Raw genomic sequence first — 26,610 nt, forward strand, 5'->3', positions numbered from 1 at the left:
TCGAGTAGGACTCGAACCTACAACAACGCGGTTAACAGCCGCGGGCTCTACCATTGAGCTATCGAGGAATCTCGGTTGCCTGTTCGCAACAAGGAATAGTATAGACAAAACGCTCGGAGGCGCAAGAGGTTTTTTTGGAGAACTTTTCCGGCTCGGAGCCGTGCCGGTAGCCAGTGGCAAGAAATCCGTCCGGTTGCAGGCGGAATGCTGCCGAACAGCGACGGGGCCGCATGAATATCCTCTAAAGCTGGTATCACATAGTACATACCGGTAACACGGTGGGCGTCGGGAATGCCTGCGGGCACGCCGACGCGCTGTCTCATGTAGGGTGCCGTGTCGCGCGGATGCGTCCGCGGGCGCTCGGCGATCGTCGAAGCGAGGTTATGCGATGAAGCGTTGGCAGACTCTTCTGGACGAGAGCTACCGAAGCCTGTCCGATCTGCAGGAGTCGTTGGGCATCAGCGAGGAGACCTATGCGGAGCTCGCTCCCTTCGAGGAGCGCTACCCGGTCCTCATCACCCCGTACTACCTGCGCCTGATGAACCGGCTCGACCCGGAGGATCCCATCAAGCGCATGGTCGTCCCCGATCTCTCCGTTCCCGCCGCCATCGACGCCGAGACGCAGGAGAACACCGAGGCAACCATCCAGGGCGGTCAGCACAAGTACCAGCAATCGGTCCTCATCATCTCCAACGATGCCACCATGAGCTATGCGCGCCATTGCTACCGGCGCGATTTCGCGCACCTCGACGAGGACGAGGCGGCCCTGCGCATCCCGAAGCTCGCCGAATACATCGGCGACCATCCCGAGATCGACAACATCTCGATCTCGGGCGGCGATGCGTTCCTCAACACCAACGAGCGCATCGGTGAGTACCTGAAGGCCTTCGCCTTCCTGCCGAACGTTGACTACATCCGCTTCACCACGAGCGTCCCGGCCACCTTCCCGCAGCGCATCACCGAAGACGACGGCGACCTGCTCGCGCTGCTCTCTCGCTACGCGAAGGCGAAGGCGATCATCGTGGTCACGCAGTTCAACCATCCGCGCGAGATCACCGACGAGGCCTACACCGCCGTGCGCCTGCTGCGCGAGGCGGGCTGCACGATCAGGAACGAGTCGGTGCTCCTGCGCGGGGTGAACGACTCGCCGGAGACCTTGAGCGAGCTCATGCGCGGCCTGGTGTCCATCGGCGTGGTGCCCTATTACCTGTACCAGTGCCGTGTGCCCGTGGGATTCGAGGACCATCTGCAGGTCCCGCTCGCCGAGGGCATGCGCATCGTGGGCGAGGCGAAGGCGAAGATGAGCGGCATGGCGAACAGCTTCCGCTACATCATGAGCCACCGCCTGGGCAAGGTGCAGATGGTCGGCTTCGCTGACGACGGGAAGGCCGTCTTCAAGGTCCATGCGGCGCGCCGTGCCGAGGACCAAGGGCGCATCTTCACCGCCGAGCTCACCGACGACCAGGTCTGGCTCGATTAGCGAGCTCACGGCGATATGCCATTCGTACGGGATGGCGGGGGCACCGTGCGTGCCTCCTCCGTCCCGCCGCGCTCCGCATCGCAGGCGAAATGTGTGCGAATCGTGAGGGCGTACCGGGCGAATCGGCGAATCCTACCGTTTACGGTGGATTGTATGCAGGCGCCAAAAAGATTTATGCATCAGAACGGTGCCACGGGATGCGCCCGCTATACTGAATACGACCTTTAAGCGCGTACGAGATACCGCAAGGAGCTACATACAAGCTGCCCTCAGCTTCTTCCTGTGGATGTCTCGCCGCGTGCGGTCGGGCATCTTTTTTCTTGCGTGTCCCGCGCGTGCGGGATGCGCGCGAACCTTAAGGGAAGGAGATTGATGAGCACGTCTTCACCCAAGGCCGTCATTATGGACGAGGCCGCGGTCTCGCGCGCGATGACGCGTATCGCGCACGAGATCCTCGAGCGCAACGAGGGCTGCGACAACCTCGCCATCGTCGGCATCGTGACGCGCGGCGACCTTCTGGCCAAGGAGCTCGTCGAGCACATCAAGGATATCGAGGGGGTGGACGTTCCCCTCGGCAGTCTGGACATCAGCTTCTACCGCGATGACTTCCAGACCCATTTCTCGCCCGAGGTCCACGCCACCGACATCCCCTTCGACGTCGACGGCAAGCGCATCGTTTTGGTGGACGACATCCTCTACACGGGCCGTACCATCCGCTGCGCGCTCGACGCCATCATGGACCTTGGCCGTCCTTCCCGCGTGGAGCTGGCGGTGCTGGTCGATCGCGGCCATCGCGAGCTGCCCATCTGCCCCGATTTCGTGGGCAAGAACGTTCCGTCCTCCCATGAGGAGAACGTGCGCCTGTACCTCAAGGATGTCGACGGCCGCACGGCCGTGGAGATCACCGATGTCGCGGCGGGCGCCCACGTGGGCTCCGCGCCGCTGGGAGGGGAGTAGCACCCATGGCCTTCAACCATAAGCACCTGATCGATATCACGGAGTACTCCGATACCGATCTCATGACCATCCTCGAGACCGCCAAGGCCTTCTCGCAGGTGAACGAGCGCGCTATCAAGAAGGTTCCGACGCTCAAGGGCAAGACGATCGTCAACATGTTCAACGAGCCCTCCACCCGCACCCGCAGCTCCTTCGAGCTCGCCGAGAAGCGCCTGTCCGCCGACACCCTGAACTTCGGCGGCTCCTCGACCTCCACGGTCAAGGGCGAGAGCCTCATCGACACCGTCATGACGCTCAACTCCTACAAGATCGATATGATCGTCGTGCGCGACAAGCACGCCGGCGCCCCCTACATCATCACGCAGTCGAGCCCCGTGTCGGTCATCGACGCCGGTGACGGCAAGCACGGCCATCCCACCCAGGCCCTGCTCGATCTGTACTCCATCTGGGAGCGCAAGCATGACTTCTGCGGCCTCAAGGTCGGCATCGTGGGCGACATCTCGCACTCCCGCGTCTGCGGCTCGCTCATCCCCGCGCTCAAGATCATGGGCGCCGAGGTCACGATCGTGGCCCCCGGCACGCTCATCCCGGCGGCTCCCGAGGTGCTCGGCGCCGACCACGTGAGCTACTGCCTCGATGACGTGCTGCCCGAGCTCGATGTCGTCTACATGCTCCGCATCCAGCGTGAACGCCTCGAGGGGGCACCCTTCCCGAGCCTGCGCGAGTACCACCAGCTGTTCGGCCTCACCAAGAAGCGCGAGCACCTGATGAAGCCCGACGCGATCATCTGCCACCCCGGCCCGATCAACCGCGGCGTGGAGTTCGATTCCTATATGGCCGACCATCCCGAGCGCTCGGTCATCCTCGACCAGGTCTATGCGGGCATCTGCGTGCGCATGGCCGCCCTGTATCTGCTGCTTGGAGGTGCCGATAATGGCCTTGCTTCTTAAGAACGCCCATATCGTCGATCCCGCTGCCGGCCTTGACGGCGTAGCCGACGTCCTCGTCGAGGGCGAGCGCATCGCGCGCGTCGGCGAGAACCTGGACGCCGCGGACGCCGAGGTCATCGACCTTGCCGGCAAGTACCTCGTGCCCGGTCTCGTGGACATGCACGTGCACCTGCGCGAGCCCGGCTACGAGCACAAGGAGGACATCGAGAGCGGCACGCGCGCCGCGGCTCACGGCGGCTTCACCGGCGTGTGCTCGATGCCCAACACCGACCCCGTGACCGACAACGGCGTGACGATCGAGTACGTGAAGTCCGTCGCCGCCGCGAAGGGCCACTGCCGCGTCTTCCCCTCGGGCGCCATGACCAAGGGCCTCAAGGGCGAGATCATCTCCGAGATGGGCGACATGGTCGCCCACGGCTGCGTCGCGTTCACCGACGACGGCCGCGGCATCCAGGGCGCGGGCATGCTGCGCCGCGCCATGGACTACGGCAAGATGTTCGGCAAGGTCTTCATGAGCCACTGCCAGGACGAGGACCTCGTGGGCGACGGCCAGGTGAACGAGGGCGCCGTCTCCACGCGCCTCGGCCTGCTCGGTTGGCCGGCGGCCGGCGAGGAGCTCCAGATCTCCCGCGACATCGCCATCGCCGAGCTCACGGGCGCCAAGCTCCACATCCAGCACATCTCCACCGCCCATGGCGTGGAACTCGTGCGCGAGGCCAAGGCCAAGGGCCTGCCGGTGACCTGCGAGGCCACCCCGCACCACATGTTCCTCACCGAGGACGCCATCGACGGTACCTACAACACCTCCCTCAAGGTGAACCCGCCGCTGCGCACCGCAGCCGATGCCGAGGCGGTCATCGCCGGCGTCATCGACGGCACGGTCGACGCCATCGTGACCGACCACGCGCCGCACGCCGACTGGGAGAAGGCCCGCGAGTTCGAGCTGGCGCCGTTCGGCATGATCGGCCTGGAGACGTCGCTCGGCCTCGTCTACACGAACCTCGTGAAGACCGGCAAGATCTCGCTTGCGCGCATGGTCGAGCTCATGGCCATCGGCCCGCGCCGCATCCTCGGCGTGGAGCCGGTGAGCATCGCGGCGGGCTCGCTCGCCGACATCACGGTGTTCGACCCCGAGGCCACCTGGACGGTCACCGCGGATGGCTTCGAGAGCCAGGCGAAGAACTCCGGCTTCATCGGGGCTTCGATCACCGGTCGCGCCACGGACGTGTTCGTGGGCGGCGTGGCGACGATGCGCGACGGCGTCGTCTGCTAACATGGGCTTGGAGCCGCTCGACGCGGGCGCGGCAGCGCTCACTCGTCCGGCAACACCCTCTACGGTTTTCACGTGGGCCGCGGCTCCCGCTTCCCCCTGACGGGGAGGGGGTCGCGGCCCTCGTACTCACCATGCCAACCAAAGGAGAGGATTCGCGTATGCCCCAACCTTCTTCCGCGCGGCTGCATGAGTTCCGGATCGTCTCGAACGACAAGATCGCCCACGGCATCTTCTCGCTCGTCATCGAGGCCCCGGAGCTCGCGTCCGCCATCAAGCCCGGCCAGTTCATGAACTTCGAGGTGCCCGGCAACGCCCAGTCGCTGCTGCGCATCCCGCTGTCCTATGCCCGCGCCAATGCAGATTCCGGTACGGTCGAGGTCTGGTACGCCGTCGTGGGCGACGGCACCGAGCGCCTGTCGGCCATGAAGCCGAACGACCGCTCGACCGTGCTCGGCCCGGGCGGCCACGGTTGGGGCGTGCCCGAGGGCTGCAGCCGCGCCCTGCTCGTGGGCGGCGGCATCGGCGTGCCCCCGCTCGTGCCGCTGGCAGAGCAGCTGCACCGCGCCGGCATCCCCTTTGACGTGTGCCTGGGCGCCCGCTCCGCGGACGCGCTCGTCGGCCTGTCCGAGCTCGACGCCCTGGGCGCCGAGCGCATCGAGATCGCCACGGACGACGGCACCGAGGGGCGCTGCGGCTTCGTGACCGAGCCCGCCGCCGAGCTCCTCGCCGCGGGCGGCTACGACTACGTGGCGACGTGCGGCCCCGGTGTCATGATGCAGAAGGTGGCCGAGGCCGCCGCGGCCGCGGGCGCCTATTGCGAGGCGTCGCTCGAGCGCATGATGAGCTGCGGCTTCGGTGCCTGCAGCACCTGCAATGTCGAGACGACCGAGGGCATGAAGGGCGCCTGCATGTGCGGCCCGGTGTTCGATGCGAGCAAGGTGGTGGTCTGGTGAGCCAGGTGAGCATGGCCGTCGACTTCGGCGGCGTCAAGATGAAGAACCCCATCAACACGGCGGCCGGCACGTTCGGCCAGGGGTGGCAGTTCGAGCCGTTCATCAACGTGAGCGACCTCGGCGCCATCACGACGAAGGGCTGCGCGGCAGAGCCGTGGCCCGGCAACCCCGCTCCCCGCATGTGCGAGGTTCCCGGCGGCATGATGAACTCCGTCGGTCTGCAGAACCCCGGCGTCCGCGGCTTCGCGGAGGAGTCCGGCCCCTATCTCGCGGACCTCACCGCGCGCGGCACGCAGGTCATCTGCCAGGTGGCCGGCCACTCCACCGAGGAGTACGTGCGCGCCCTCGAGCTGTTCTGCGAGCTGTGCCCGTGGGCAGCCGGCTTCGAGATCAACGTGAGCTGCCCGAACATCGCGGCGGGGGGCGCCGCCTGCGGGTCGACGCCCGACGGCGCCGCCGAGGTCATGCGCGCCTGCCGCAAGGTCACCGACAAGCCCCTGTTCGTGAAGATGGCCCCGGTGCGCGTGGCCGAGATCGCCCGCGCGCTCGAGGCCGAGGGCGCCGACGGCCTGTCGGTCATCAACTCCATCTCCGGTATGGCCATCGACGTCAACACCCGTCGCTCGCGTCTCTCCAAGCCCACGGGCGGCATGTCGGGCCCGCTGTGCCACCACATCGCCGTGCGCATGGTATGGGAGGTCGCCAACGCCGTCGACATCCCCGTGAACGGCGTGGGCGGGGTCATGACCGGCGAGGATGCCGCGGAGTTCATCCTGGCCGGCGCCACGTGCGTGTCGGTCGGCATGGCGAACTTCGTCGACCCCACCGCCTCGGTGCGCATCCTGCATGAGCTCGAGGCCTGGGCGGAGTCCCAGGGCGTGTCCGACATCAACGAGCTGCGGGGGGCCGTCATATGCTAGAGGCAGATGCGCGCGAGCGCGTGATCGTGGCTATCGACTGCGGGCGCGAGCGGGCGCTCGAGCTTGCCGATGAGCTGGCCGGCCACGCCCGATGGTTGAAGGTCGGCATGACGCTGTTCTATGCCGAGGGGCCCCAGATCGTGCGCGAGATGCGCGAGCGCGGCTTCAAGGTCTTTTTGGACCTGAAGCTCCACGACATCCCGCATCAGGTGCGCGGCGCCGCGGAGGCTGCCGCGCGCACGGGTGCGGACCTGCTCACGATCCACGGGCTCGGTGCCGGCCCCATGATGGCCGCTGCCGTCGATGGGGCCTCTGCCGCCGCCGACGGTGCCGAGCGCACGACGAAGGTGATCGCCGTCACCGTGCTCACGAGCATGGACCAGCAGGCCCTTGCCTCCATCGGCGTCACCTCCCCGGTGGCCGAGGAGGCCGACCGCCTGGCCCGCCTGGCATCCGACAACGGTGTGGACGGCGTCGTCTGCTCGCCGCAGGAGGCCGCGCGCATGCGTGAACTTTTGGGTGAGGGCGCGCTCGTCGTGACGCCCGGCGTGCGCCCGGCCGGCGCCGCTCTCGGCGACCAGAGCCGCGTGGCGACCCCGTCTGAGGCCATCGCCTCCGGTGCGAGCCATATTGTCGTCGGCAGGCCGATTACCGGCGCAGATGATCCTGTCGGCGCGTTCGAGGCCATCGTCGCCGAGCTCGTCGAGCGCGCCTAGTCGCCTGGCCCGTCCCGTGGGCGTCCGCGGGGTCCGTCCTCGCGGACGTTCTATGGAGCGTGCCGCAACATGTCCTATCTTCCTGCGGTTTTGCTTGAAATGCGCAGGAACATCGACTATGGTATGTTCCTGCGTAGTCACGTGGACATACCCGTTTACGTCGCTATACGCATCCATTCACCTGTTAACCCTAAACTATTTGGAGGTATCATGGCGCTTCCTCAGCTTACCGATGAGCAGCGCAAGGCCGCTCTCGAGAAGGCCGCTGCCGCCCGCCACGCTCGCGCCGAGCTTCGCGAGAAGATCAAGAAGGGTGAGGTCACGCTTGAGTCCGTCCTCAACTCCGATGATCCCATCGCGTCCCGCATGAAGGTTTCCACCCTCATCGAGTCGCTCCCCGGGTACGGCAAGGCCAAGGCTGCCAAGATCATGGATGAGCTGGGCATTTCCGCCACGCGCCGTGTTCAGGGTCTCGGTGTTCGTCAGCGCGAGCAGCTGCTCGAGCAGCTCTCCAAGTAGTGAGCTGCGTAAGCCCCAAGCTCTTTGTGATTTCCGGTCCGTCAGGTGCGGGAAAGGGGACGCTGGTCGCGCGCGTGCGCGAGCGTTACCCTGAACTCGGCCTGACGGTTTCTGCTACCACGAGGGAGCCGCGAGAGGGCGAGGTTGACGGCCTGAACTATTATTTCCTGTCCGACGATGAGTTCGCCCGCCGCATCGCGGAGCACCAGTTCGTCGAATGGGCCGAGGTGCACGGCCACCGCTACGGCACGCTGGTGAGCGAGGTCTCCTCCAAACTTGCCTCCGGCCAATCGCTCGTGCTCGAGATCGATGTCCAGGGCGCGTTCCAGGTGAAGGAGCGCTTCCCCGAGGCGGTCCTGCTGTTCATCATGCCCCCCTCGCTCGACATCCTGAAAGAGCGCCTCGTTTCGCGCGGGTCGGAGACCGCCGAGTCGCTGACCTTGCGCTTGGCGAACGCCGAGCGCGAGATGGCTCTTGCCGACCGCTACGATGACGTCGTGGTGAACGACGACCTCGAGCGTTCGACCAAGGAGCTGTTGGACGTCATCAAGAAGCATGAAAGGAACTGAGGCCCCGTGTCCGTAATCAAGCCCCGTATCGATGACCTGCTCGAGAAGACCGAGAACAACCGTTTCCTGTTGGCCTCGCTCGCCTCGAAGCGCGCCTGCGATATCAACAGCATGCTGCGCGGCCAGCACAGCCGCGTGCTCGCCGTCCAGGACGTGGACGACATCACGATCGCGCTGTCCGGCGCCGACACCATCACCATGGCCATGGACGAGATTCTCGACGGCGACATCTCCTATGACCACGAGCGCTTCCACGAGGCGCTCCGCCACAGCACTCCCGAGGCGTAAGCCCCTATGGCGAGCCGTGTCTGCCTGGTCCACTATCACGAGATCGGGCTCAAGGGAAAGAACCGCGCTCACTTCGAGCGCATCCTCATGGATAACCTGAAGGCGGCCTTGGCCGCCTTTTCCGTGGCGACCATCGTGCGCATTTCCGGCCATATCCTCGTCACGTTCTCTGTGGCGGGCGAGGCCGAGCGCGCCTTCGAGCTGATCGCCCGCGTGCCCGGTGTCGCCCGGGTGTCGCTTGCGTTCCATACGAACCGCGAGCCGCATGAGTACTGCCGCGCCGCCGTGCGGGCGCTTGGCGAGGTGGGGGAGTTCTCCTCGTTCAAGGTGGCTGCGCGCCGTTCGAACACGGACTACGAGCTCACCTCGATCGATCTGAACCGCCAGGTGGGCGAGGTGCTCTGCGAGGCGTATCCGGACAAGAAGGTCCTCATGCACGACCCGGACGTGCAGGTGCACGTGCTTGTGGTCCAGGGCAGCGTCTACGTCTACGCGAAGAGCATCCGCGGCGTCGGCGGCCTTCCGCAGGGGAGCGCCGGCAAGGTCATGACGCTGCTCTCGAGCGGCATCGACTCGCCGGTCGCCACCTGGATGCTCGCCCGCCGCGGCGCGGTGCCGGTGCCCGTCCATTTCTCGGGCCGCCCGCAGACCTCCGACACGAGCGAGTTCCTCGTGCAGGACATCGTGGCGGCGCTCGCTCCCGCCGTCCAGATCGGCCGCGTGTACGTCGTGCCGTTCGGCGACTGTCAGCGCGAGATCTCGCTTGCCTGCCCGAGCGACCTGCGCGTCATCATGTACCGCCGCGTCATGTACGCCGTGTGCGAGCGGCTGGCCGCCCTCGAGGGCGCGAAGGCCATCGTCACGGGCGAGTCGCTCGGTCAGGTGGCCTCGCAGACGCTCGAGAACATCATGGCGGTGAACGAGGTCGTGCACCTGCCGGTCTTCCGTCCGCTCATCGGGTCGGACAAGCAGGAGATCATCGCCCGTGCGAAGCAGATCGGGACCTACGATATCTCCACGCAGGACGCGCCCGACTGCTGCACCCTGTTCATGCCGCGTCGTCCCGAGACGCACGCGAAGATGGACGTCGTGCACGAGGCGTGGGATATGTTCGACCACGACGCGATGATCGACCAGCTGGTCGCTGCCGCGGAGTATGTCGACTACCCGACGTCGTGCTACCGCGCGCCGCGCGCCATGCGCGAGCATCACGTGGTGCTCGCCCCGCGCGAGGGATAGCCACACACCTGGAAGAGCTGATGAGCCGCCCGGGGCGATCGCGCTCCGGGCGGCTTTTCTCTTGTTGGGTATGTCAGCCTGACGCGCTTCCGTGCGAAACCTTGCCCGGGCGGTCAGGTCCCGGCAAGGTATCGGTCGGGTCGCGCCGGAAAAACTTGGCGCTCGCATCGCCTTTCGAGCAGTCCTTGCGGACAATGGCCGCATAGGGGGTGATGCGCATGGCGCAGGTGGATAAGAAGCAACAGGAGACGGTCCGGCGCATCGTGAGGATCATGCGCGGCAACCCGGTCTACGTCATCGTCGCCGCCATCGCCGCGGTGGTGTTCATCGGGGCGTGCGCGCTCGGGGTGCTGCAAGCCGACGGCGTGGTGATCGAGCGCGACGACGAGGCGGCCGCCGAGGTGATCGACGGGGCGCTCGATGCCGTGGGCGATGCGCTCGAGGAGAAGACGGAGGGTCACAACGAGTCGGAGCCTTCGGAGGATGCGGAGGAGGCGCCGAAGGATTCTTCCCCTGCCGAGACGGCGCCGACCGATGAGGCCCAGACGGTGACGCCGTCCTACATCGTGGTGGACGTCACCGGGGCGGTGCTGAACCCCTCCGTGGTCACGCTGCCTGCCGGTTCGCGTGTGAACGACGCCATCCAGGCGGCGGGCGGCCTCATGAACGATGCGGACACGACGGCGATCAACCGCGCGAGGACCCTGTCGGACGGCGAGCAGGTTTTTGTGCCCACGCAGGGCGAGGCAGCGCCCGCGCCTGCAGAGACGGGCACCCCTGCGGCATCGTCGTCCGAAGCGACCTCCTCCTCCGGCGAGCCCGCCATCGTGAATATCAACACCGCCAGCGTCGATGAGCTCGATACCCTGCCGGGTGTGGGGCCCTCCACCGCCCAGGCGATCGTGGACGACCGCACGCAGAACGGCCCGTTCGCCTCGACGGAGGACCTCATGCGCGTCTCCGGTATCGGGGAGAAGAAGTTCGAGAAGCTCTCGTCGCTCATCTGCATCTAGCCGATGGACGAGCTACCGGTCAAACCCTATATCCCTCCCGCAGCAGGAGCCGCCGGCGCCATGTGCGCCGTGGCGGCCCTGCTGCTTCACGCGTGCTGGCAGGGGCGCACCGCCGGCTCGGAGGTGTGGCTCGATCCCCTATGGGTTCTCGTTGCGATCGGGGGCGGCGCGCTGCTTTTCTCCATCGGTGCCCTCATGCGCGCGTCATCTCGGCGCAGGATACCCTTGTGGCTCATGTGGATGGGCGCGGGGGTTATCGTCGCCGCGTGCACGTCGATGGCGTTTGCGACGACGCTGCAGGCGGAGACAGGACGGCTCGGGGGCCCTGCGAGCTCGTACACCTTCGTGGTGACCTCCGAGCCGAGCGAGGGGACCTACGGCATCTCGTGCACAGCCGATGCGTATGCGCGCGACACGGGCACGCGTCGGGCGACGGTGCGCCTGACGGCCCAGGAGGCGTTCTCGATCGGCGCGCGGCTGCACCTCGTCGGGCGCATCGAGCCGCTTGACGACAGCGACTGGGCGCGGTCGCGCCTCATGCGCGGCGAGGTCGCGAGCGTCGACGTCGTGCATGTGAACGAGATGGCGCAGCCCGATGGATTCGATCCCATACGCGACCGGCGCGCGGCGGCGCTTGCGGCGATCGACCCGGCGGCGAGCGCGGCGCGCGCCCTCGTGGCCGGAACGGTCTGCGGCAGCACCGCCGAGCTTGCCGGAACGGATGCCCAGGAGGTCTTTGCGCGCACGGGCCTGTCGCATCTCGTCGCGGTCTCGGGCAGCCATCTCGCGCTCATCGCGTCGTTCGTGGAGCGGGCGCTGGGCCGCACCCGCGTGCGCCGCACGAACCGTTTCGCCATCATCGGGGGCCTGTCGATCGCCTACGTGGTCTTCACCGGGGGCGCTCCTTCCGCCGTTCGCTCCGCCGCCATGGTCTGCGCGTCGTTTGCGGCGCAGGTGGGGCGCCGGCGCGGGCACGGCATCTCGGCGCTCGCCCTGTCCGCCTGCGGCTTTGTGGCTCTGCGGCCCGGCGTCGTCTACGACCTGGGCTTTCAGCTCTCGGCGACAAGCGTGCTCTTCATCCAGCTGTTCGGCCGCTACCTCGCTCACCTCATCGCGCGCATGGGCGCGCCGGCGGCGCTCGCCGAGGCGCTTTCCCTCACGCTGGCGGCGCAATGGGCCACCCTGCCGCTCACGCTGCCGATCTTCGGCGAGCTCTCGCTCGTGGCGCCGCTTGCGAACCTCGTCGTCGGGCCGTTGATGAGCGCGCTTCTGCTCGTCGGTCTCATCGCGACGGGGGCGGCCGTCATCGCGGCGCCCCTCGCGCCGCTGCTCGAGATCCCCTGCGCGCTCGCGCGGCTCTCCATCTTCGTCGCCGAGCTGGTCGGCGCCATACCGCTCGCCTCGGTTCCCGTCGCTGTGGAGGACGGGCGGTATCTCATCTTGTATGCGGTGGCGGCCTCGGTGTATCTCGCCTGGCCGGACCCGGGGCGCATCCCGCTGCTAGTTGGCACGGGCGCTGCGGCGGCGTGCGGCGCCGTCTGGCTTGTGCGCTGGCTTCTGTTCGCGCCGGCGTCCATCACGGTGCTCGACGTCGGCCAGGCCGATGCCATCCTCGTGCGCGACGGCTCCTCCTGCATCCTCATGGATGCGGGTGTGGACGAGGTGGTGGTGGAGGCGCTCGCCCGAAACCGCGTGTTCGAGCTCGACGCCGTCGTGATCTCGCATTGGGACCGCGATCATTGGGGCGGGTTGCCGGCGGTGCTCGAGACCATCCCGGTGGACCGGGTGCTCGTGGCGGCGGGCGCGGCGGATGCGATGCCGGAGGAGCTCGCCGGCGCGGGCTCGTTCGAGCTCGCCGAGCTGCGCGCGGGCGACGTGCTGTCCGTGGGCGGCTTCACCTGCGAGGTCGTGTGGCCGCGTACGGCAGTCGAGGGTTCGGAGAACGCCGACTCGCTCGTCCTCGACGTCCAGTACGACGCGGACGGTCGCGAGCTTTCGGCGCTCCTTACCGGGGATACGGAGCGCGACCAGGAGCATGCCTATGTGTCTGAGGTGGGGGATATCGATGTCTTGAAGCTCGGGCACCACGGGTCCGCCGAATCGGTCGATGCCGCGGTGCTCGACGCACTCACCCCCGAGATCGCCATCGCGAGCGCGGGCGCGCATAACGCCTACGGGCACCCCACCGAGGAGTGCATCGGCGCCGTGCGCGACAGCGGAGCGGCCATGCTCTGCACGAAGGATGTGGGCGACGTCACCGTCGAGCCGGCAGAAGGCGGCGTCCGCGTGATCACCGAGCGCTAAGGGGGACGCTGGATAGATCGCTTCGCGTCCGGCGTCCCGTGCCCGCAGGAGCGTCCGCCAGCCGCGCCCTCGCAGCGCCCCAGTGCCGTTTTCGCCTTCGGCCGCACCCGCCTCTCCTGCGCGGATCGGGACGCGAAAGTCTGTACCCTCTGTTTTTCGCCGGGCGGGTAGAATAGGGTGACGACTGAAGGGGGACCCATCTATGGCCGAAACCGCGCTGCTGCCCGCCTACCTCATCGTGGGCGCCGACGAGTACAAGCGCTCGCATGCCGTCGAGCGCATGAAGGCGCGGCTCGAGAAGAGCGGCATGGCCGAGTTCAACCTCGATGAGCGGGACATGACGCGCGACCCGGCCATCGATGACATCATCGCGTCGCTGAACACGTTCCCCATGGGGGCGGACTTCCGGCTCGTGATCCTTTCCGGGTGCGACCGTCTGCCCAAGGCGGTGAGCGAGCCGCTCGTGGAGTACTTCGCCAACCCATCGCCCACCACCGTGTGCCTGGTGGTGGCGAACACGCTCGCCAAGAACACGCGGCTCTACAAGGCCATCGCCAAGATCGACAAGAAGGCCGTGGTCGACTGCACGCCCAAGAAGGCATGGGAGATGCCCAAGCAGGTCGTCTCGATGGCGCGCGCCCACGGCAAGACCATCGGGATCGCCGCGGCCGAGGAGCTCGTGAGCCGTGCGGGCGAGCAGTCCCGCATGCTCGACAACGAGCTCAAGCGCCTCGCCCAGATGGTGGAGGGGTCCGAGATCACGCTCGCCGACGTGGAACGGCTCGTCATGCGCACCGCCGAGGTGAAGCCGTGGGACTTCCTGAATGCCGTGTCGGCGCGCGACCTGCCGCGTGCCCTCGAGCTGTTCCGCCTGCAGCCGGACCACAGCGAGGTGCGCCTGTACTCGCTGCTCGTCACCCGCCTGCGCGAGCTCATCTACGCGAAGGCGCTCGATGCGCGCGGAACGGGCCGCGAGCTCGCCTCTGTGCTCGGCGTCCAGAGCTGGCAGGTGAAAAACCACCTCACGTGGGCGCGGCGCTTCAAGATGAGTGAGCTTATCGATGCGCTGTCGGACGCCGTCGAGGTCGAATCCGCCCTGAAGGGCTCTGCCGACTCGGCGCTCGCCCTGCAGCTGTGGGTCACCAAGATCTGCACGAGGGGATAGGGGAGATAGGCGCTGGGGTGGCTGCGCATCGCATGCGGCCTGCCATGCCGCACTCCTTCCGGCGGGCGCTCGGCCCAGGGCTGCCGCCGCGCGCTTTCGTCTTTGGGTTCGCCGCAGGGTGACGTTGCCGACGAGCGCCCCGTCTCGCCATGAAAACTGGCTTTTCGGCGATTTTGGCGGGCGGCGCACGTCGATGCCAGCCGGAGAAGTCGAGCCTGCCCGGTCGGGGGAATATCATCGTGGTGAAGCACCCGATGTTTCTGAAGCCCTCGAGGCACGTCTGGGTGACTGGATAGCCGTGTTCACTGGTTGAGTACGTCTTCCTCTCCCCGCGAATCGTCCGCGCCGCCTCCTTTTACCGCCATCATTTTACCGCCATTGGCGGTAAAAGCTTGCCTGCGACATCGATCCTCGGACCACGATCTCCTCGGCGTTGTGCCGAGGCTGGGCGGACTGCCGGTGACGGGGCCCGCGAGCTGCAGCCGACCCGCGCCTGCACGCGTGTCGAGATGGCCGCACTCATGATGAACCTCTCCGCCCGCTCCGCGGAGTAGGCTTCTTGCTGCAACGTGTGACGCGGCGCCGACGGGATCATTGCCCGCCGGCGCCGATCTGTCCTCAGATTCGTCGATGTGGTGCGATCAACCCCGTCTCGTCATGAAAAAAGACCCCGTCGGCGAAAACGGGGTCTTCAAGCAATCAACGTTGTACGGACGGAGGTGCTACTCCATGCCGTTGACCAGGTGCTGCACGCCGGACTTGCGGTTGGCAGCCTGGTTCTTGTGGATGACGCCCTTGGCGACAGCCTTGTCGAGCGCGCGGTTGGCACGGGTCGCCGCGGCGGCGGCAGCAGCCTTGTCACCGGACTCAACGGCGGCATGCACGTGCTTGATCAGCGTCTTGAGCTCGGAGCGAACCGCCTTGTTGCGGACGCGGGCGATCTCGGCGGTGCGGATGCGCTTCTTCTGAGACTTGATGTTTGCCACTTGCAGGTTCCTTTCAGATACTTCTAAAGCCAAAATGTATCCGGCCTCTGAGACACGGTGAGGTCACAACTCGGTGAGTATAGCACGCATACGCTGGGAAGAGAAGGTGTTCGCGTGTGGATTAGCCGTGATGCTCACGATATATGCACGACCGGCTGTCCCCACGTGTGCGCGCCCTCGGGTATGATAGGCCCCATGGATACGCAAGATACTTCTCACATCAGAAATTTCTCCATCATCGCGCATATCGACCACGGCAAGTCGACGATCTCGGACCGCATCCTCGAGCTCACGCACACCGTGGACGAGCGCGACATGGAGTCCCAGCTGCTCGACTCGATGGACATCGAGCGCGAGCGCGGCATCACCATCAAGAGCAACGCCGTGCGCGTCATGTACACGGCCGACGACGGCGATGTCTACCAGTTCAACCTCATCGACACGCCGGGGCATGTGGACTTCACCTACGAGGTGTCGCGCTCGCTCGCCGCGTGCGAGGGCGCGGTGCTCGTGGTCGACGCCACCCAGGGCGTCGAGGCACAGACCGTCTCCAACGCCAACTTGGCCATGAACGCGAACCTGGATATCGTGCCGGCCATCAACAAGATCGATCTGCCCTCGGCGCACCCCGACGAGGTCAAGGTCGAGATCGAAGACGAGCTCGCCATCCCGGCCGACGACGCGGTGTGCGTGTCGGGCAAGACAGGCGAAGGCATCCACGACCTGCTCGAGGCCATCGTCTTTCTCATCTCGCCGCCCGAAGGTGACGCGTCCGCCCCGCTGAAGGCGCTCATCCTCGACTCGTATTTCGACGAGTACCGCGGCGTGGTGGCCACGGTGCGCGTGTTCGACGGAGCCATCAAGAAGGGCGATACGCTCACGATGATGCAGACCGGCGAGAGCTTCCTCGTCGACGGCGTGGGCATCAAGCGCCCCGCGGAGATGCTTGTGGACGAGCTTTCCGTTGGCGAGGTCGGCTTCGTGGTGACCGGCCTCAAGGACCCGGGTGCGGTGCACGTGGGCGACACGCTCACCTATCGCGACCGCCCGTGTCCCGAGCCCCTGCCCGGCTACCGCGAGGCGAAGCCGATGGTCTACACCGGCCTGTTCCCGATCGACAACAAGGATTACGAGAACCTGCGCGATGCGCTCGAGAAGCTGCGCGTGAACGACCCGTCGCTCACCTGGAGCCCCGAGACGAGCGTGGCCCTCGGCTTCGGCTTCCGCGTGGGCTTTTTGGGCCTGCTCCACATGGAGGTCGTGAAGGAACGCCTGGAGCGCGAGTTCGACCTGGACCTCATCGCCACGAGCCCCTCGGTCGACTACCACGTCTACAAGACCGACGGCACGATGCTCGACGTCCGCAGCCCGCAAGACCTGCCCGACGTGACGCGTATCGACCATATCGAGGAGCCCTACCTGGCCGCGAAGGTCATCGTGCCGCCGGAGTACACCGGCGCGGTCATGCAGCTGTCCATCGAGCACCGCGCGACGATGACCGACATGATCCACCTGTCCGCCAAGTCGGTGGAGATGCACTTCGACATGCCGCTCGCCGAGCTCATCTTGGACTTCTTCGACCAGCTGAAGAGCCGCACGAAGGGCTACGCGAGCCTCGACTACGAGTTCTCCGGCTACCGCACGAGCGATCTGGTGAAGCTCGACATCCTGCTGTCCGGCGACGAGGTGGACGCGCTGTCCTTCATCGTGCACAAGGACAAGGCCTATCCGCTCGCCCGAGGGCTCTGCGACAAGCTGAAGGAGATCATCCCGCGCCAGCAGTTCGAGGTGCCCATCCAGGGCGCGATCGGCAACAAGATCATCGCGCGCTCCACGGTGAAGGCCGTGCGCAAGGACGTCCTCGCCAAGTGCTACGGCGGCGACATCTCGCGCAAGCGCAAGCTTCTTGAGAAGCAGAAGGAGGGCAAGAAGCGCATGAAGGCCATCGGCAGCGTCGATGTGCCGCAGGAGGCGTTTCTGGCCATTCTCAAAGTCGACGAGTAACGTATGCCAGACGGGTTCTCGTGCGCATGACCCCGGCGGGTGCTGTGGCGCCCGTCGGGGGATGGCGCGAGGACCCGTTTTGCCATAAAGGGGGACAGGTGGGTATTTCGAACGGGGCCGAGCGGCTGCGCGCGGCCTATGCGGCTCAGCCGTTTCTGCTCGCGCCCATGGCGGGCGTGACCGATGCGGCATACCGCATCATGTGCCGCCGGCGCGGGGCCGAGATGGCCTATTCGGAGATGGTGAGCGTCGCCGGCCTCGCCTACGCGAGCAACAAGACCTGGCGCCTCGTTCTGCCCGAGGACGAGGAGCCGCAGATCTGCGTGCAGCTGTTCGGCTCCAAGCCCGAGCAGTTCGCGAGCGCGGTCGACGCCGTGCAGGAGCGCGTGGGCGACAAGCTCTCGCTCATTGACATCAACATGGCGTGCCCGGCGCGCAAGGTCATCACGAAGGGCGAGGGGTCCGCCCTCATGGAGACCCCTGATCTCGCGGCGCAGATCGTCCGCGCCGCCGTCGAGCGCGCGCAGGTACCCGTGACGGTGAAGATGCGCATCGCCTTCCGCACCGGCGAGCGCACCGCGCCCGCGCTCGCGCGCATGCTGGAGGACGCGGGCGCCGACGCCGTGGCGGTGCACGGGCGCACGGCCAAGCAGCTCTACACCGGCACGGCCGACTGGTCTATCATCGACGAGGTCGCCGATGCCGTGACGATTCCCGTCGTGGGCTCGGGCGATGTCTTTTCGGCCGAGGACGCGGTGCGCATGCTCACGACCACGAAGGCCGAGGCGGTGTTCGTGGCGCGCGGCACCTACGGCAACCCCTGGGTGTTCGACGACGCTCGCGCGCTTGCGAGCGCGGCCACGCCCGTGCCGGTGCGCTCGGCGCATGAGCGGCTGGAGGCGCTGCGCGAGCATCTGGAGCTCGTGCATCGGTATCTGCCCCTCATGGCGCGCGCCCGGACGTTCGCCACGTGGTACCTGAAGGGCATGCCGCATGCCGCCGCCTGGCGCGGACAGGTGGTGAGGTGCACGAGCTTCGAGGACTTCATGTCGCTCGTCGACGAGATCGAGGCGGATGTCGCCGCCTGCGAGGACATTCTCGCCCAGGGCGGCACGCTGCCGCCGCTGCCGGCTGTGTAGCGCCTGCTGCGCCGCATCTGCATGCACCTGAACGATGACGAACTTGTCAAACGTCTCGCTAAGGGGATGCCTTAGCGAGACGTTTGACAAGCTCGTTGCTATTGCGGGCTGGTGAGCGTGTGCTCGGCTCGCCCGCGCTGGCAGCTTACCGCTTCGGGGCCCTGCGCGCAGAGGTGGTATGCGGCATGTAGGCCTGCTACTCGCTTTGCTCCCGGTATCGATTGAGCGCCTTGCGCAGGTCGGAGATGTGCCGGCGGCTGGCATCGATGGTGCCACCGTCTGCCAGAAGCACGCCTTCGGACGAGATGTGCCGTATGAGCGCGAGGTTCACGACGATTGAGCGATGGCAGCAGGCGAAGCGCTCGTGCGGCAGGCGCTCGTCAACGCGCGCTGCCAGCATACAGCCCCTCTCGGGCGCTGTATGTGTCCCGCTCGTCCGCGTGCGATCCTTTGACGCGGTCTGAGGGCATCCTGATCGCAATATCGTCATGCTGGAAAATCCACAATATAACTCTCGTAAAAACCTCAACGGCTATACTGTAAAATCATCAATGAGCCAAGCGGGAAACCCTTAATACCGAGTGGAGACCATATTCGGAGCCAGCGACATGCTACCGCGCACGGCCTGAGGCGGGAGGCACCATGGTAGTAGCAAGCGACGTCAAGCCAGAGGGCTACATCCCTCGCATCGCGGACGCAAAAGTTGAAAAGTTCCTGCGCGTTTTCGGTGCTGTTGAGATCGCGGGGACCAAGTGGTGCGGCAAGACCTGGACCGCGCTCGAGCACGCGCGCAGCGTGAGCTTCGTGGACACCTCGCTCGGCCTTGCCCGGGATGACCCCCATGCAATGCTCATCGGAGAGCAGCCCCACGTCATCGACGAATGGCAGCGCGCCCCCGCAATCTGGGATGTCGTGCGGCACGAAATCGACCGCGTGCGCGGCCTCAGGGGAGCCTGGATACTTACGGGCTCCTCAACCCCTCTCCCGAAGGACGTTAACAGCCCAGATGATCTGCCGAGCCACAGCGGCGCGGGACGAATCGGCCAGGTGAGGATGCGCCCGATGACGCTCTCGGAATCCGGCGAGTCCGCGCGTTCCGTATCGCTCTCCGGCCTCTTCCGGGGTGAGTTCCAGTCCTCTCAGGTGCAGACCGGTGCCGTGGAGCTCGTGGAAGCGGCATGCAGGGGAGGCTGGCCGGAGGCCGTCGACCTCACCGCCGCCGACGCCCAGCTCATCGCCCGGGAATACCTGAGGCTCCTGCGCCGTGAGAGCATCCCTGCGCAAGGCAAGAGTGGCGATGTCGTCGAACGGCTGCTGTTCTCGCTCGCGCGCAATCTCGGGCAGGCGGCGACATATAAGACCCTCATCGCCGACATGAGCGACGCCTCTGCGGCGGCTGCCGTATCCGTGAACACGCTCGTCTCCTATCTCTCGCTCCTCAAGAGCATGTACCTGCTCGAAGAGATACCCGGCTGGTCCCCACCGGCACGCGCGGCAAACCGCGTGCGCACCAAGCCGAAGCGCTACCTGGCGGATCCCTCCCTCGCCGTTGCGGCACTCGGCATGTCGCCCCAGGCGCTGCTCGATGACTGGCAGACATTCGGGATGGTGTTCGAGGCCATGTGCATGCGCGATCTGCTGGTCTATGCGGACGCGCTCGATGAGGCGGCAGACGTGCCCGTGCGCTACTATCGCGACGACACCGGGCTCGAGGCGGATGCCGTCGTCGAGCTCGCCGACGGGCGGTGGGCAGCCTTCGAGTTCAAGACGAGCGAGGCGCGCGCCGAGCAGGGCGTTGCGAGCCTCAGGCGCTTGCGCGAGCGCGTCTGCGCCAACCCTTCCGCCCGGACGAAACCGCCTGTGTTTATGGCTGTCATCACCGGGGTATCCCAGTATGCTCGGCGCGTCGAGGACGAGATCTACATCGTCCCCCTGACGGCGCTCACCGCATAGGGGATTGCGCGCCCTGCGACCGGCTTGGGGTGGAGCGACTTCGTCCCACAGGGGCATCCGACCCGGGCGCCCGGTACGCCGGCGCCGTCTTAGGGGCAGCGTCCCGGGGCCTCATTCGGCCCAGGCGACCCGCTCACCCGCGAGCAGCTCGCCGCGGTGCTCTGGCGCGCGGCGGGGGAGCCCGCAGCGGACGCCGACCTCTTGGCGCTTCCCGACGGCGCCGAGGTCTCCCCCTGGGCGGCAGATCCGGTCGAGTGGGCGGTCCCGACGGGACTGCTACGCGGCTACAACCACACCGGTGAGCTTGCCCCCGGTGACCCCATCACCCGCGCCCAGCTCGCCATGGTCCTCTACCGCCAGGCCCTTGCTGCGGTCGAGCAGCCGGCTCTCCATCGTTTCCAGTTTGTCCACCTGAGCTTTTTGTTCTCATGAGTTCGCGGCCCCGTATGTCGTCCTAGCGCTTGCTATCATCAACGGACGGCATATGGGGTCGCGGTTTTCCGATGCTGCGCCGGATCGGAGCGCGCACCGGCGCTGCATCTTATCCTTCTCGGTTCATCGCCCGCCTTTGCTTCCCACCTACCGAGCCGTATCTCGTATCTCGTGATGCTCGGGTGGTACCCGTGCGGGTGCTCTCGCTACTGGATAGGGGACGGTGCTCCTCGTTATGCCAGCCTGATGGCTGCCGCGTGAGCGTGATGGTGGGGATTTTCCGATAGAGGCATTGAAGGTTTTACAGCAGTTGTATTGAGGATTTCTCAGCTTGGCGATGCTGCGGGCGGACGGCTCTCATATCATGACGCAGATTCGTACGTTGCTGTATGGGGCGCATTGCGCCGCGGGAGCGATTGCTCACCGGCGGCTCACGTCGATGCGTCGTTTGGACGCCGCGCTGCCGCTCGCTATCGGTTCGATGGAGGCTCTGGTACCGGTTCCCCGCATGCCTTGCTTGACAACGAACTTGCCAAGAGTCTCGCCAAGGGGGTCCCTTAGCGAGACTCTTGGCAAGTTCGTTGCCGCGGCGAGCTGGCAGAGCTCCCATGATTCGTCGCTATGATGGCAGCGTGTATGCTATAGCTGCCGAAACAGGGGTGCTGTCAACAGGGCTGCCAGGTGCCCTTGCACCATGCGGTGGCGTCCGATTGTGTGGGCCTGCCGTCGAGCTTTCTTGAGGAGATACGCGTATGGTCGATGCTCTCTACATCCATGTGCCGTTTTGCCATGCCCGGTGCCTGTACTGCGATTTCGATTCGAGGGCTTGCCGGGATGGTGCCGCCTACGATGCCTTTGCGCGCGCGATGGCGGCCTGCATCGAGCGGCTCGGGACGGCAGGTGCGCTCGCATGGTGCCGGACGGCCTATATCGGCGGCGGTACGCCGAGCGTGCTGGGGGAGGGCCTGGTCGAGATCGTGCGGGCGGTGCGTGCCGCGGCGCCGGAGCTCGTCGAGTTCTCGTGCGAGGCGAACCCGGAGTCGTTTTCAGCGGAGTTGGCGGCACGGCTTGCCGAAGTGGGTGCGACCCGCGTCTCGCTCGGCGTCCAGAGCTTCGATGACAGGGAGCTGCGCGCGCTGGGGCGCCTGCATAGCGCGGACACCGCCCGGCAGGCGATCGCGGCCGCGCGCGCTGCAGGGCTCGCCGTGTCGTGCGACCTCATGTGCGGCATCCCGCTTCAGACCGAGACGAGCTGGGGCGCCTCGCTGGAGGCCGCAGTCGCGACGGAGGTCTCTCACGTGTCGGTCTATCCGCTGACCATCGAGGAGGGTACCCCGTTTGCCTCGAAGGTCTCGCGCGGGGCGCTGGTAGAGCCCGATGAGGACTTCCAGGCCTGGTGCATGGAGGAGGCGAGGCGCCGGCTGATGGGGGCGGGCATGCACCCCTACGAGGTGGCGAGCTACGCGCGGCCGGGTGCGGAATGCGCGCACAACATCGCGTATTGGACGGGCAAGAGCTATCTGGGCCTCGGCCGGTCTGCGGCGAGCATGCTCGACCGCGCGACCTACGGAAGCCTGCGCGAGGTGCTCGGCCTGCCGGCCGCCTGCGATACCGCGGCGCGCATCCGCTTCGTCCAGACAACCGACGCGCTGCCCGGCGTCGGCGCGGATGCGCCTGCCTACGATGTCGAGGAGATGACTGCTCGCGAGGCTGCCGCGGAGGATCTCATGCTCGGCATGCGGATGGCGCGCGGGGTGGACGAGGGGCTGCTCGCGCGCGCCCGTGAGGTCATCGGCGCCGGCGCGCTCGACGCTGCGGTCGATGAGGCCCTGCACCGCGGCCTTGCCGTCTGGGCAGATGCGGATGGCTCCCATCGCCTCGCGCCGACGCATGACGGGTGGCTGCTGGGCAACGAGCTCTATGGGCTGTTGTGGAATCTGGCCTCCTGCTGATCGCTCAGTCTGGATCACGCCGGGCGCCCGGATATCCGAGGTTGTCTGCAAGTATCGTGGGGTGTGAATAGATAAACGCACGGTTCGGTACAATAGAGCAGTTTCTTTAGAACCTTCCAGGAGGAATCTTTCAGCCACATGGCCACGATGAACGAAAAAGACTACTACGCGATTCTCGGCGTGCCCAAGGACGCCAGCGCGCGCGATATCCAGAAGGCCTTCCAGCAGAAGGCCCGCAAACTCCATCCGGATGTCAACAAGGCGCCCGATGCGGAGGAGAAGTTCAAGGAGGTCTCCGAGGCTTACGCCGTGCTCTCCGATGAGCAGAAGCGTGCACGCTACGATGCCATGCGCTCGGGCAACCCCTTCGCGGGCGCCCCGAGCTCCACGCCCTACGGCGGCGGCTACGCCGGTGCGGGCGGCTATACGGGCTCACCCTTCGACGGCTTTCCGTTCGGCGGGGCCGCAGGCCAGCGTCGCCGCGCGGCCTCCGCGTATAATCCCGAGACGGGCGCCGACGTCGTCGTCGATGTGGAGCTTACCGTCGAGCAGGCCAAGCACGGGGCGCGCCGCGCGGTCAAGTACCGTCGCTACGAGCCGTGCGACCGCTGCCACGGTTCGGGGTCGGTCTCGAGCGCCCAGGCGCACACCTGCCCGTCGTGCGGGGGCACCGGCACCGTCGAGGTCGACCTGTCGTTCCTCTTCGGCGCGGGCACGTTCCAGACGGTCTGCCCCGAGTGCGGCGGCTCGGGCCGCGTGATCTCCGACCCGTGTCCCGATTGCGGGGGCTCTGGCCGCACGCCGGTGGTGACCGAGGCGGTCGTGGAGTTCCCGGCGGGCACGCACGACGGCGACACCGTCCGCGTGAAGGCGATGGGGCACGCCGGCACGAACGGGGCGGCGGGCGGCGACCTTGTGGGCCGCGCGCACGTGGCTGCCGAGCGCCTGGAGGGGCCGGCGCGCCAGGGGTTCTACCTCATCGGGTTCATCCTGCCGTTCTTGGTGCTCTCGGCGGTCTCGGGCGTGCTCACGCTGTTTGCCGTCATCTGCATCGTCCCGCTCATACTGGGTATCTCCATGATCGTGCGCGGCGGCATCCGCGGGCGCAACATGCTGTGGTGGAAGCGCGGCTTCTCCCAGATGGTGGGCGGCTGTGCGAACGGCCTTTTGCTCGCGTTCATCTCCGTGAGCTTCGCGTCGTGCTCGCGCGGCATGTTCATGCCCTACCGGATGATGTAGCGAGCGCTCTGGACGCGCGGCGGGTGATGCGCGCGCGATACGTTGGGTATATCTGATGCGGCCCATGCGGCCACGGTTGCAATGTGATGGGGGAGGAATTCCGTCGTGGCGGAGAAAAGGGATTACTACGAGGTGCTGGGCGTCGAGCGCGATGCCGACCAGCGCACGATCAAGCGCGCGTTTCTGAAGAAGGCGCGCGAGGTCCATCCGGACGTGTCCGACGACCCGGATGCCGAGGCCAAGTTCAAAGAGGTCAACGAGGCCTACTCGGTGCTCTCCGATGAGCAGAAGCGCGCGAACTACGACCGCTTCGGCTCCGCTGACGGTCCCGGCATGGGCTCGGGCTACGTCGACTTCTCCGACATCTTCGGCGGCATGGGGATGGACGACATCTTCTCGTCCTTCTTCGGCGGCGGCTCGTCGCGCGGCGGCGGCACCGCGCGCCGCACCCACGGCCGCGACATGGCCATCACGCTCACCGTCACGCTCGAGGAGGCGGCGCGCGGCTGCACGAAGACCGTCAGCTACGACCGCCTCTCCACCTGCGAGGACTGCCACGGCACGGGCGGCGCGGACGGGGCGAAGGAGAAGCAGTGCCCGCGCTGCCACGGCACGGGTTTCGTGACGACGGTCCAGCGCTCCATCTTCGGCCAGGTCCAGTCGAGCTCGCCGTGCCCGGAGTGCCACGGCGACGGCACCGTCATCGACCGCCCCTGCGACATGTGCGGCGGCCAGGGCCGTATGCCAACCCACGAGAAGATCGACATCGAGGTGCCGGCGGGCATCGCCTCCGGCCGCCAGCTGCGCGTGCGCGGCTACGGCGAGGCGGGCTTCCGCGGCGCGCCGTCGGGCGACCTGATCGTCTCCGTCCAGGTGGCCGAGCACGACCGGTTCCAGCGCAGCGGCGACGACCTGTTCTGCACCGTCGACGTGCCCATGGCGAGCGCCGCGCTCGGCTGCACGGTCGAGGTCGCGGGCATCCTCGACGACGAGCGCGTGAAGGTCGAGATCCCGGCCGGTACGCAGTTCGGCGACGCCATCACCGTGGACGGCTACGGCATGCCGTGCTCCGGCGCCCCCGGAACGCGCGGGCGCCTGATCGTGCGCGCCGCCGTGCGCGTGCCCGAAAAGCTCACCGGTCCCCAGCGCGAGGCGCTCGAGCGCTTTGCCGAGGCCATGGGCGAGACGACCGCGCCGCGCAAGACCGTGGGCGACCGCATCCGCGACGCCATCGACGACATCCTCGAGTAGGTCGCCGTGGAGGATATAAGCGCACCGACCGTCGCCGTCGTGAATCTCGGTTGCCGGGTGAACCGCGTCGAGAGCGACCGCATGTCCGCCGACCTCGCGCGGTGGGGTTTCACGCTTGCCGACGAGGACGCGGCGGACCTCGTCATCATCAACACCTGCGCCGTCACGGGCGAGGCCGAGGCGAAGACCCGCAAGGCCGTCCGCCACGCGCTGGGCCTGCCAGCCCGCCCCTACGTGGTGGCGACCGGCTGCGCGGTGAACCTGCATCCCGAAGCGCTCGCGGCGCTCGGCGATCGCGTGATCGTGGAGCCGCTGAAGACGAAGGTGGCGCACGTCGCCGCGGACGCCCTCGGCTGGTATGGGGCACCGGTTGCGGACGATGCGGGAACGACCGACCTTGCCGCCATCACCGGCGGCCGCTGCCGTCTGGGCATCAAGGTGCAGGACGGCTGCAACAACCGCTGCACGTACTGCATCGTGTGGAAGGCGCGTGGCCCCGAGCGCTCGCGCGCCGTCGAGGACGTGCTCGAAGAGGTGCGCGCGGCGGTTGCGGCTGGCATCCCCGAGCTCGTGCTCACGGGTGTGAACCTGGGCGCCTACCGCGACCTCGATGCCGCCGGCGCGCCCGTCGACATCGCGGGGCTCGTCGACGCGGTGCTCGAGCGCACCGACATCCCCCACGTGCGCCTGTCGTCGGTTGAGCCCATGGACGTCTCGGATGCCCTCATCGAGCGGATGGCGGCAAACCCGCGGCGCGTGGCGCCGTTCATCCACCTTCCCATCCAGTCGGGCTGCACCGCGACACTGTCGCGCATGGGCAGACCCTACACCGCAGACGACCTCGTGGAGCTCGTCTGCCGCATGCGCGAGACGCTGCCGGCGCTCGCGCTTTCCGGCGACCTCATCGTCGGCTTTCCCGGTGAGACCGACGAGGAGTTCGAGGCCACCCGCGAGCTCGTCTCCCGGCTCGGCTTCGCGCGTCTGCACGTGTTCCGCTACAGCGCGCGCCCCGGCACCCCCGCCGCGACGATGGAGGGTCAGGTGGCTCCCTCGGTCATGGCGGAGCGCTCGGCGACGATCCGTGCCGACGTTGCCGAAAGCTCGCGGGCCGATGCCGCGCGCCGGATCGGGACGGTCGAGCGCGCGGTCGTGGAGTACCCCGGGCGCGGCACGCTCGGGTCGTTCCATCGCGTGATCATCGACGAGCCTGCCGACCTCGCGGTCGGCACGATCGCCGACGTTGCTATCATGTATGCTGACGAGGAGGGCATCCTGCACGGACGCGTCCGCGCCTAGGCGCGGACGCGC

24 protein-coding genes are annotated in these 26,610 nt (G+C 67.0%); 22 read left to right on the top strand and 2 right to left on the bottom strand.

Features of this window, described 5'->3' with window-relative positions:
• Positions 1 to 388: 388 nt before the first annotated feature.
• From H6A21_RS02650 to holA, 14 genes are all read left to right on the top strand, one after another.
• On the top strand, positions 389 to 1,480 hold the full coding sequence (locus H6A21_RS02650; protein WP_204560046.1) for a KamA family radical SAM protein: 1,092 nt from the start codon (positions 389 to 391) through the stop codon (positions 1,478 to 1,480).
• 372 nt (positions 1,481 to 1,852) lie between these two features.
• The gene (pyrR, locus tag H6A21_RS02655; RefSeq protein ID WP_204560047.1) at positions 1,853 to 2,437 is read left to right on the top strand and encodes a bifunctional pyr operon transcriptional regulator/uracil phosphoribosyltransferase PyrR; all 585 of its coding nucleotides are present in this window, start codon (positions 1,853 to 1,855) and stop codon (positions 2,435 to 2,437) included.
• A 5-nt stretch (positions 2,438 to 2,442) separates the two neighbouring features.
• Positions 2,443 to 3,387 (top strand): aspartate carbamoyltransferase catalytic subunit, encoded by a 945-nt coding sequence (locus tag H6A21_RS02660; RefSeq protein ID WP_204560048.1) that lies wholly within the window; start codon positions 2,443 to 2,445, stop codon positions 3,385 to 3,387.
• Complete coding sequence (locus H6A21_RS02665) at positions 3,371 to 4,660, top strand: dihydroorotase (RefSeq protein WP_204560049.1); 1,290 nt, start codon at positions 3,371 to 3,373, stop codon at positions 4,658 to 4,660. Before H6A21_RS02660 ends, H6A21_RS02665 begins: the two co-directional genes overlap by 17 nt.
• Positions 4,661 to 4,818: 158 nt before the next feature.
• Entirely contained in the window at positions 4,819 to 5,613 is a 795-nt protein-coding gene (locus tag H6A21_RS02670; RefSeq protein WP_239462593.1) for a dihydroorotate dehydrogenase electron transfer subunit, read from the top strand.
• An 11-nt stretch (positions 5,614 to 5,624) separates the two neighbouring features.
• Positions 5,625 to 6,533, top strand: a complete 909-nt coding sequence (locus tag H6A21_RS02675; protein ID WP_204560141.1) for a dihydroorotate dehydrogenase — start codon at positions 5,625 to 5,627, stop codon at positions 6,531 to 6,533.
• Positions 6,527 to 7,249: an orotidine-5'-phosphate decarboxylase gene (pyrF, locus tag H6A21_RS02680; protein WP_204560050.1), complete on the top strand. Its 723-nt coding sequence runs from the start codon at positions 6,527 to 6,529 to the stop codon at positions 7,247 to 7,249. Before H6A21_RS02675 ends, pyrF begins: the two co-directional genes overlap by 7 nt.
• Before the next feature lie 210 nt (positions 7,250 to 7,459).
• Positions 7,460 to 7,768, top strand: coding sequence for an integration host factor, actinobacterial type (gene mihF, locus H6A21_RS02685; protein ID WP_204560051.1), 309 nt, complete (start codon positions 7,460 to 7,462; stop codon positions 7,766 to 7,768).
• Positions 7,768 to 8,337 carry a guanylate kinase gene (gmk, locus tag H6A21_RS02690; RefSeq protein WP_204560052.1) on the top strand — a complete coding sequence of 190 codons (570 nt, stop codon included), beginning with the start codon at positions 7,768 to 7,770 and terminating at the stop codon, positions 8,335 to 8,337. Before mihF ends, gmk begins: the two co-directional genes overlap by 1 nt.
• Before the next feature lie 6 nt (positions 8,338 to 8,343).
• On the top strand, positions 8,344 to 8,625 hold the full coding sequence (locus H6A21_RS02695) for a DNA-directed RNA polymerase subunit omega (RefSeq protein ID WP_204560053.1): 282 nt from the start codon (positions 8,344 to 8,346) through the stop codon (positions 8,623 to 8,625).
• 6 nt (positions 8,626 to 8,631) lie between these two features.
• Positions 8,632 to 9,864: a tRNA uracil 4-sulfurtransferase ThiI gene (gene thiI, locus H6A21_RS02700; protein WP_204560054.1), complete on the top strand. Its 1,233-nt coding sequence runs from the start codon at positions 8,632 to 8,634 to the stop codon at positions 9,862 to 9,864.
• 218 nt (positions 9,865 to 10,082) lie between these two features.
• On the top strand, positions 10,083 to 10,877 hold the full coding sequence (locus H6A21_RS02705) for a helix-hairpin-helix domain-containing protein (RefSeq protein ID WP_239462594.1): 795 nt from the start codon (positions 10,083 to 10,085) through the stop codon (positions 10,875 to 10,877).
• A 60-nt stretch (positions 10,878 to 10,937) separates the two neighbouring features.
• A complete protein-coding gene (locus H6A21_RS02710) occupies positions 10,938 to 13,181 on the top strand; it encodes a DNA internalization-related competence protein ComEC/Rec2 (protein ID WP_204560055.1) in 2,244 nt (747 codons plus the stop codon).
• Between the two features lie 202 nt (positions 13,182 to 13,383).
• Positions 13,384 to 14,346: a DNA polymerase III subunit delta gene (gene holA / locus H6A21_RS02715; protein WP_204560056.1), complete on the top strand. Its 963-nt coding sequence runs from the start codon at positions 13,384 to 13,386 to the stop codon at positions 14,344 to 14,346.
• 722 nt (positions 14,347 to 15,068) lie between these two features.
• Here holA and rpsT read toward each other — a convergent pair.
• Positions 15,069 to 15,332 (bottom strand): 30S ribosomal protein S20, encoded by a 264-nt coding sequence (gene rpsT / locus H6A21_RS02720; RefSeq protein WP_204560057.1) that lies wholly within the window; start codon positions 15,330 to 15,332, stop codon positions 15,069 to 15,071.
• A gap of 195 nt (positions 15,333 to 15,527) precedes the next feature.
• Between rpsT and lepA the strand changes: the two genes are divergently transcribed.
• Positions 15,528 to 17,336: a translation elongation factor 4 gene (gene lepA, locus H6A21_RS02725; RefSeq protein ID WP_204560058.1), complete on the top strand. Its 1,809-nt coding sequence runs from the start codon at positions 15,528 to 15,530 to the stop codon at positions 17,334 to 17,336.
• A gap of 98 nt (positions 17,337 to 17,434) precedes the next feature.
• Positions 17,435 to 18,475, top strand: coding sequence for a tRNA dihydrouridine synthase DusB (gene dusB, locus H6A21_RS02730; RefSeq protein WP_342636036.1), 1,041 nt, complete (start codon positions 17,435 to 17,437; stop codon positions 18,473 to 18,475).
• A 196-nt stretch (positions 18,476 to 18,671) separates the two neighbouring features.
• Here dusB and H6A21_RS02735 read toward each other — a convergent pair whose 3' ends face one another.
• A complete protein-coding gene (locus tag H6A21_RS02735; protein ID WP_204560059.1) occupies positions 18,672 to 18,875 on the bottom strand; it encodes a LytTR family DNA-binding domain-containing protein in 204 nt (67 codons plus the stop codon).
• 242 nt (positions 18,876 to 19,117) lie between these two features.
• Between H6A21_RS02735 and H6A21_RS02740 the strand changes: the two genes are divergently transcribed.
• The 6 genes from H6A21_RS02740 to H6A21_RS02765 all read left to right on the top strand — a co-directional run bounded on the left by H6A21_RS02740 (position 19,118) and on the right by H6A21_RS02765 (position 26,598).
• Positions 19,118 to 20,428: an ATP-binding protein gene (locus H6A21_RS02740; protein ID WP_204560060.1), complete on the top strand. Its 1,311-nt coding sequence runs from the start codon at positions 19,118 to 19,120 to the stop codon at positions 20,426 to 20,428.
• Positions 20,429 to 20,584: 156 nt separating this feature from the next.
• Positions 20,585 to 20,860 (top strand): S-layer homology domain-containing protein, encoded by a 276-nt coding sequence (locus H6A21_RS02745; protein WP_204560061.1) that lies wholly within the window; start codon positions 20,585 to 20,587, stop codon positions 20,858 to 20,860.
• Positions 20,861 to 21,612: 752 nt separating this feature from the next.
• Positions 21,613 to 22,812: a radical SAM family heme chaperone HemW gene (gene hemW / locus H6A21_RS02750; RefSeq protein ID WP_204560062.1), complete on the top strand. Its 1,200-nt coding sequence runs from the start codon at positions 21,613 to 21,615 to the stop codon at positions 22,810 to 22,812.
• 138 nt (positions 22,813 to 22,950) lie between these two features.
• The gene (locus tag H6A21_RS02755) at positions 22,951 to 24,051 is read left to right on the top strand and encodes a DnaJ domain-containing protein (protein ID WP_204560063.1); all 1,101 of its coding nucleotides are present in this window, start codon (positions 22,951 to 22,953) and stop codon (positions 24,049 to 24,051) included.
• 105 nt (positions 24,052 to 24,156) lie between these two features.
• Positions 24,157 to 25,302 carry a molecular chaperone DnaJ gene (gene dnaJ, locus H6A21_RS02760; RefSeq protein ID WP_204560064.1) on the top strand — a complete coding sequence of 382 codons (1,146 nt, stop codon included), beginning with the start codon at positions 24,157 to 24,159 and terminating at the stop codon, positions 25,300 to 25,302.
• A gap of 6 nt (positions 25,303 to 25,308) precedes the next feature.
• On the top strand, positions 25,309 to 26,598 hold the full coding sequence (locus H6A21_RS02765) for a MiaB/RimO family radical SAM methylthiotransferase (protein WP_342636037.1): 1,290 nt from the start codon (positions 25,309 to 25,311) through the stop codon (positions 26,596 to 26,598).
• Positions 26,599 to 26,610: the final 12 nt, after the last annotated feature.

It is taken from the genome of Collinsella tanakaei (assembly GCF_016902615.1).
Taxonomy (GTDB): domain Bacteria; phylum Actinomycetota; class Coriobacteriia; order Coriobacteriales; family Coriobacteriaceae; genus Collinsella; species Collinsella tanakaei_A.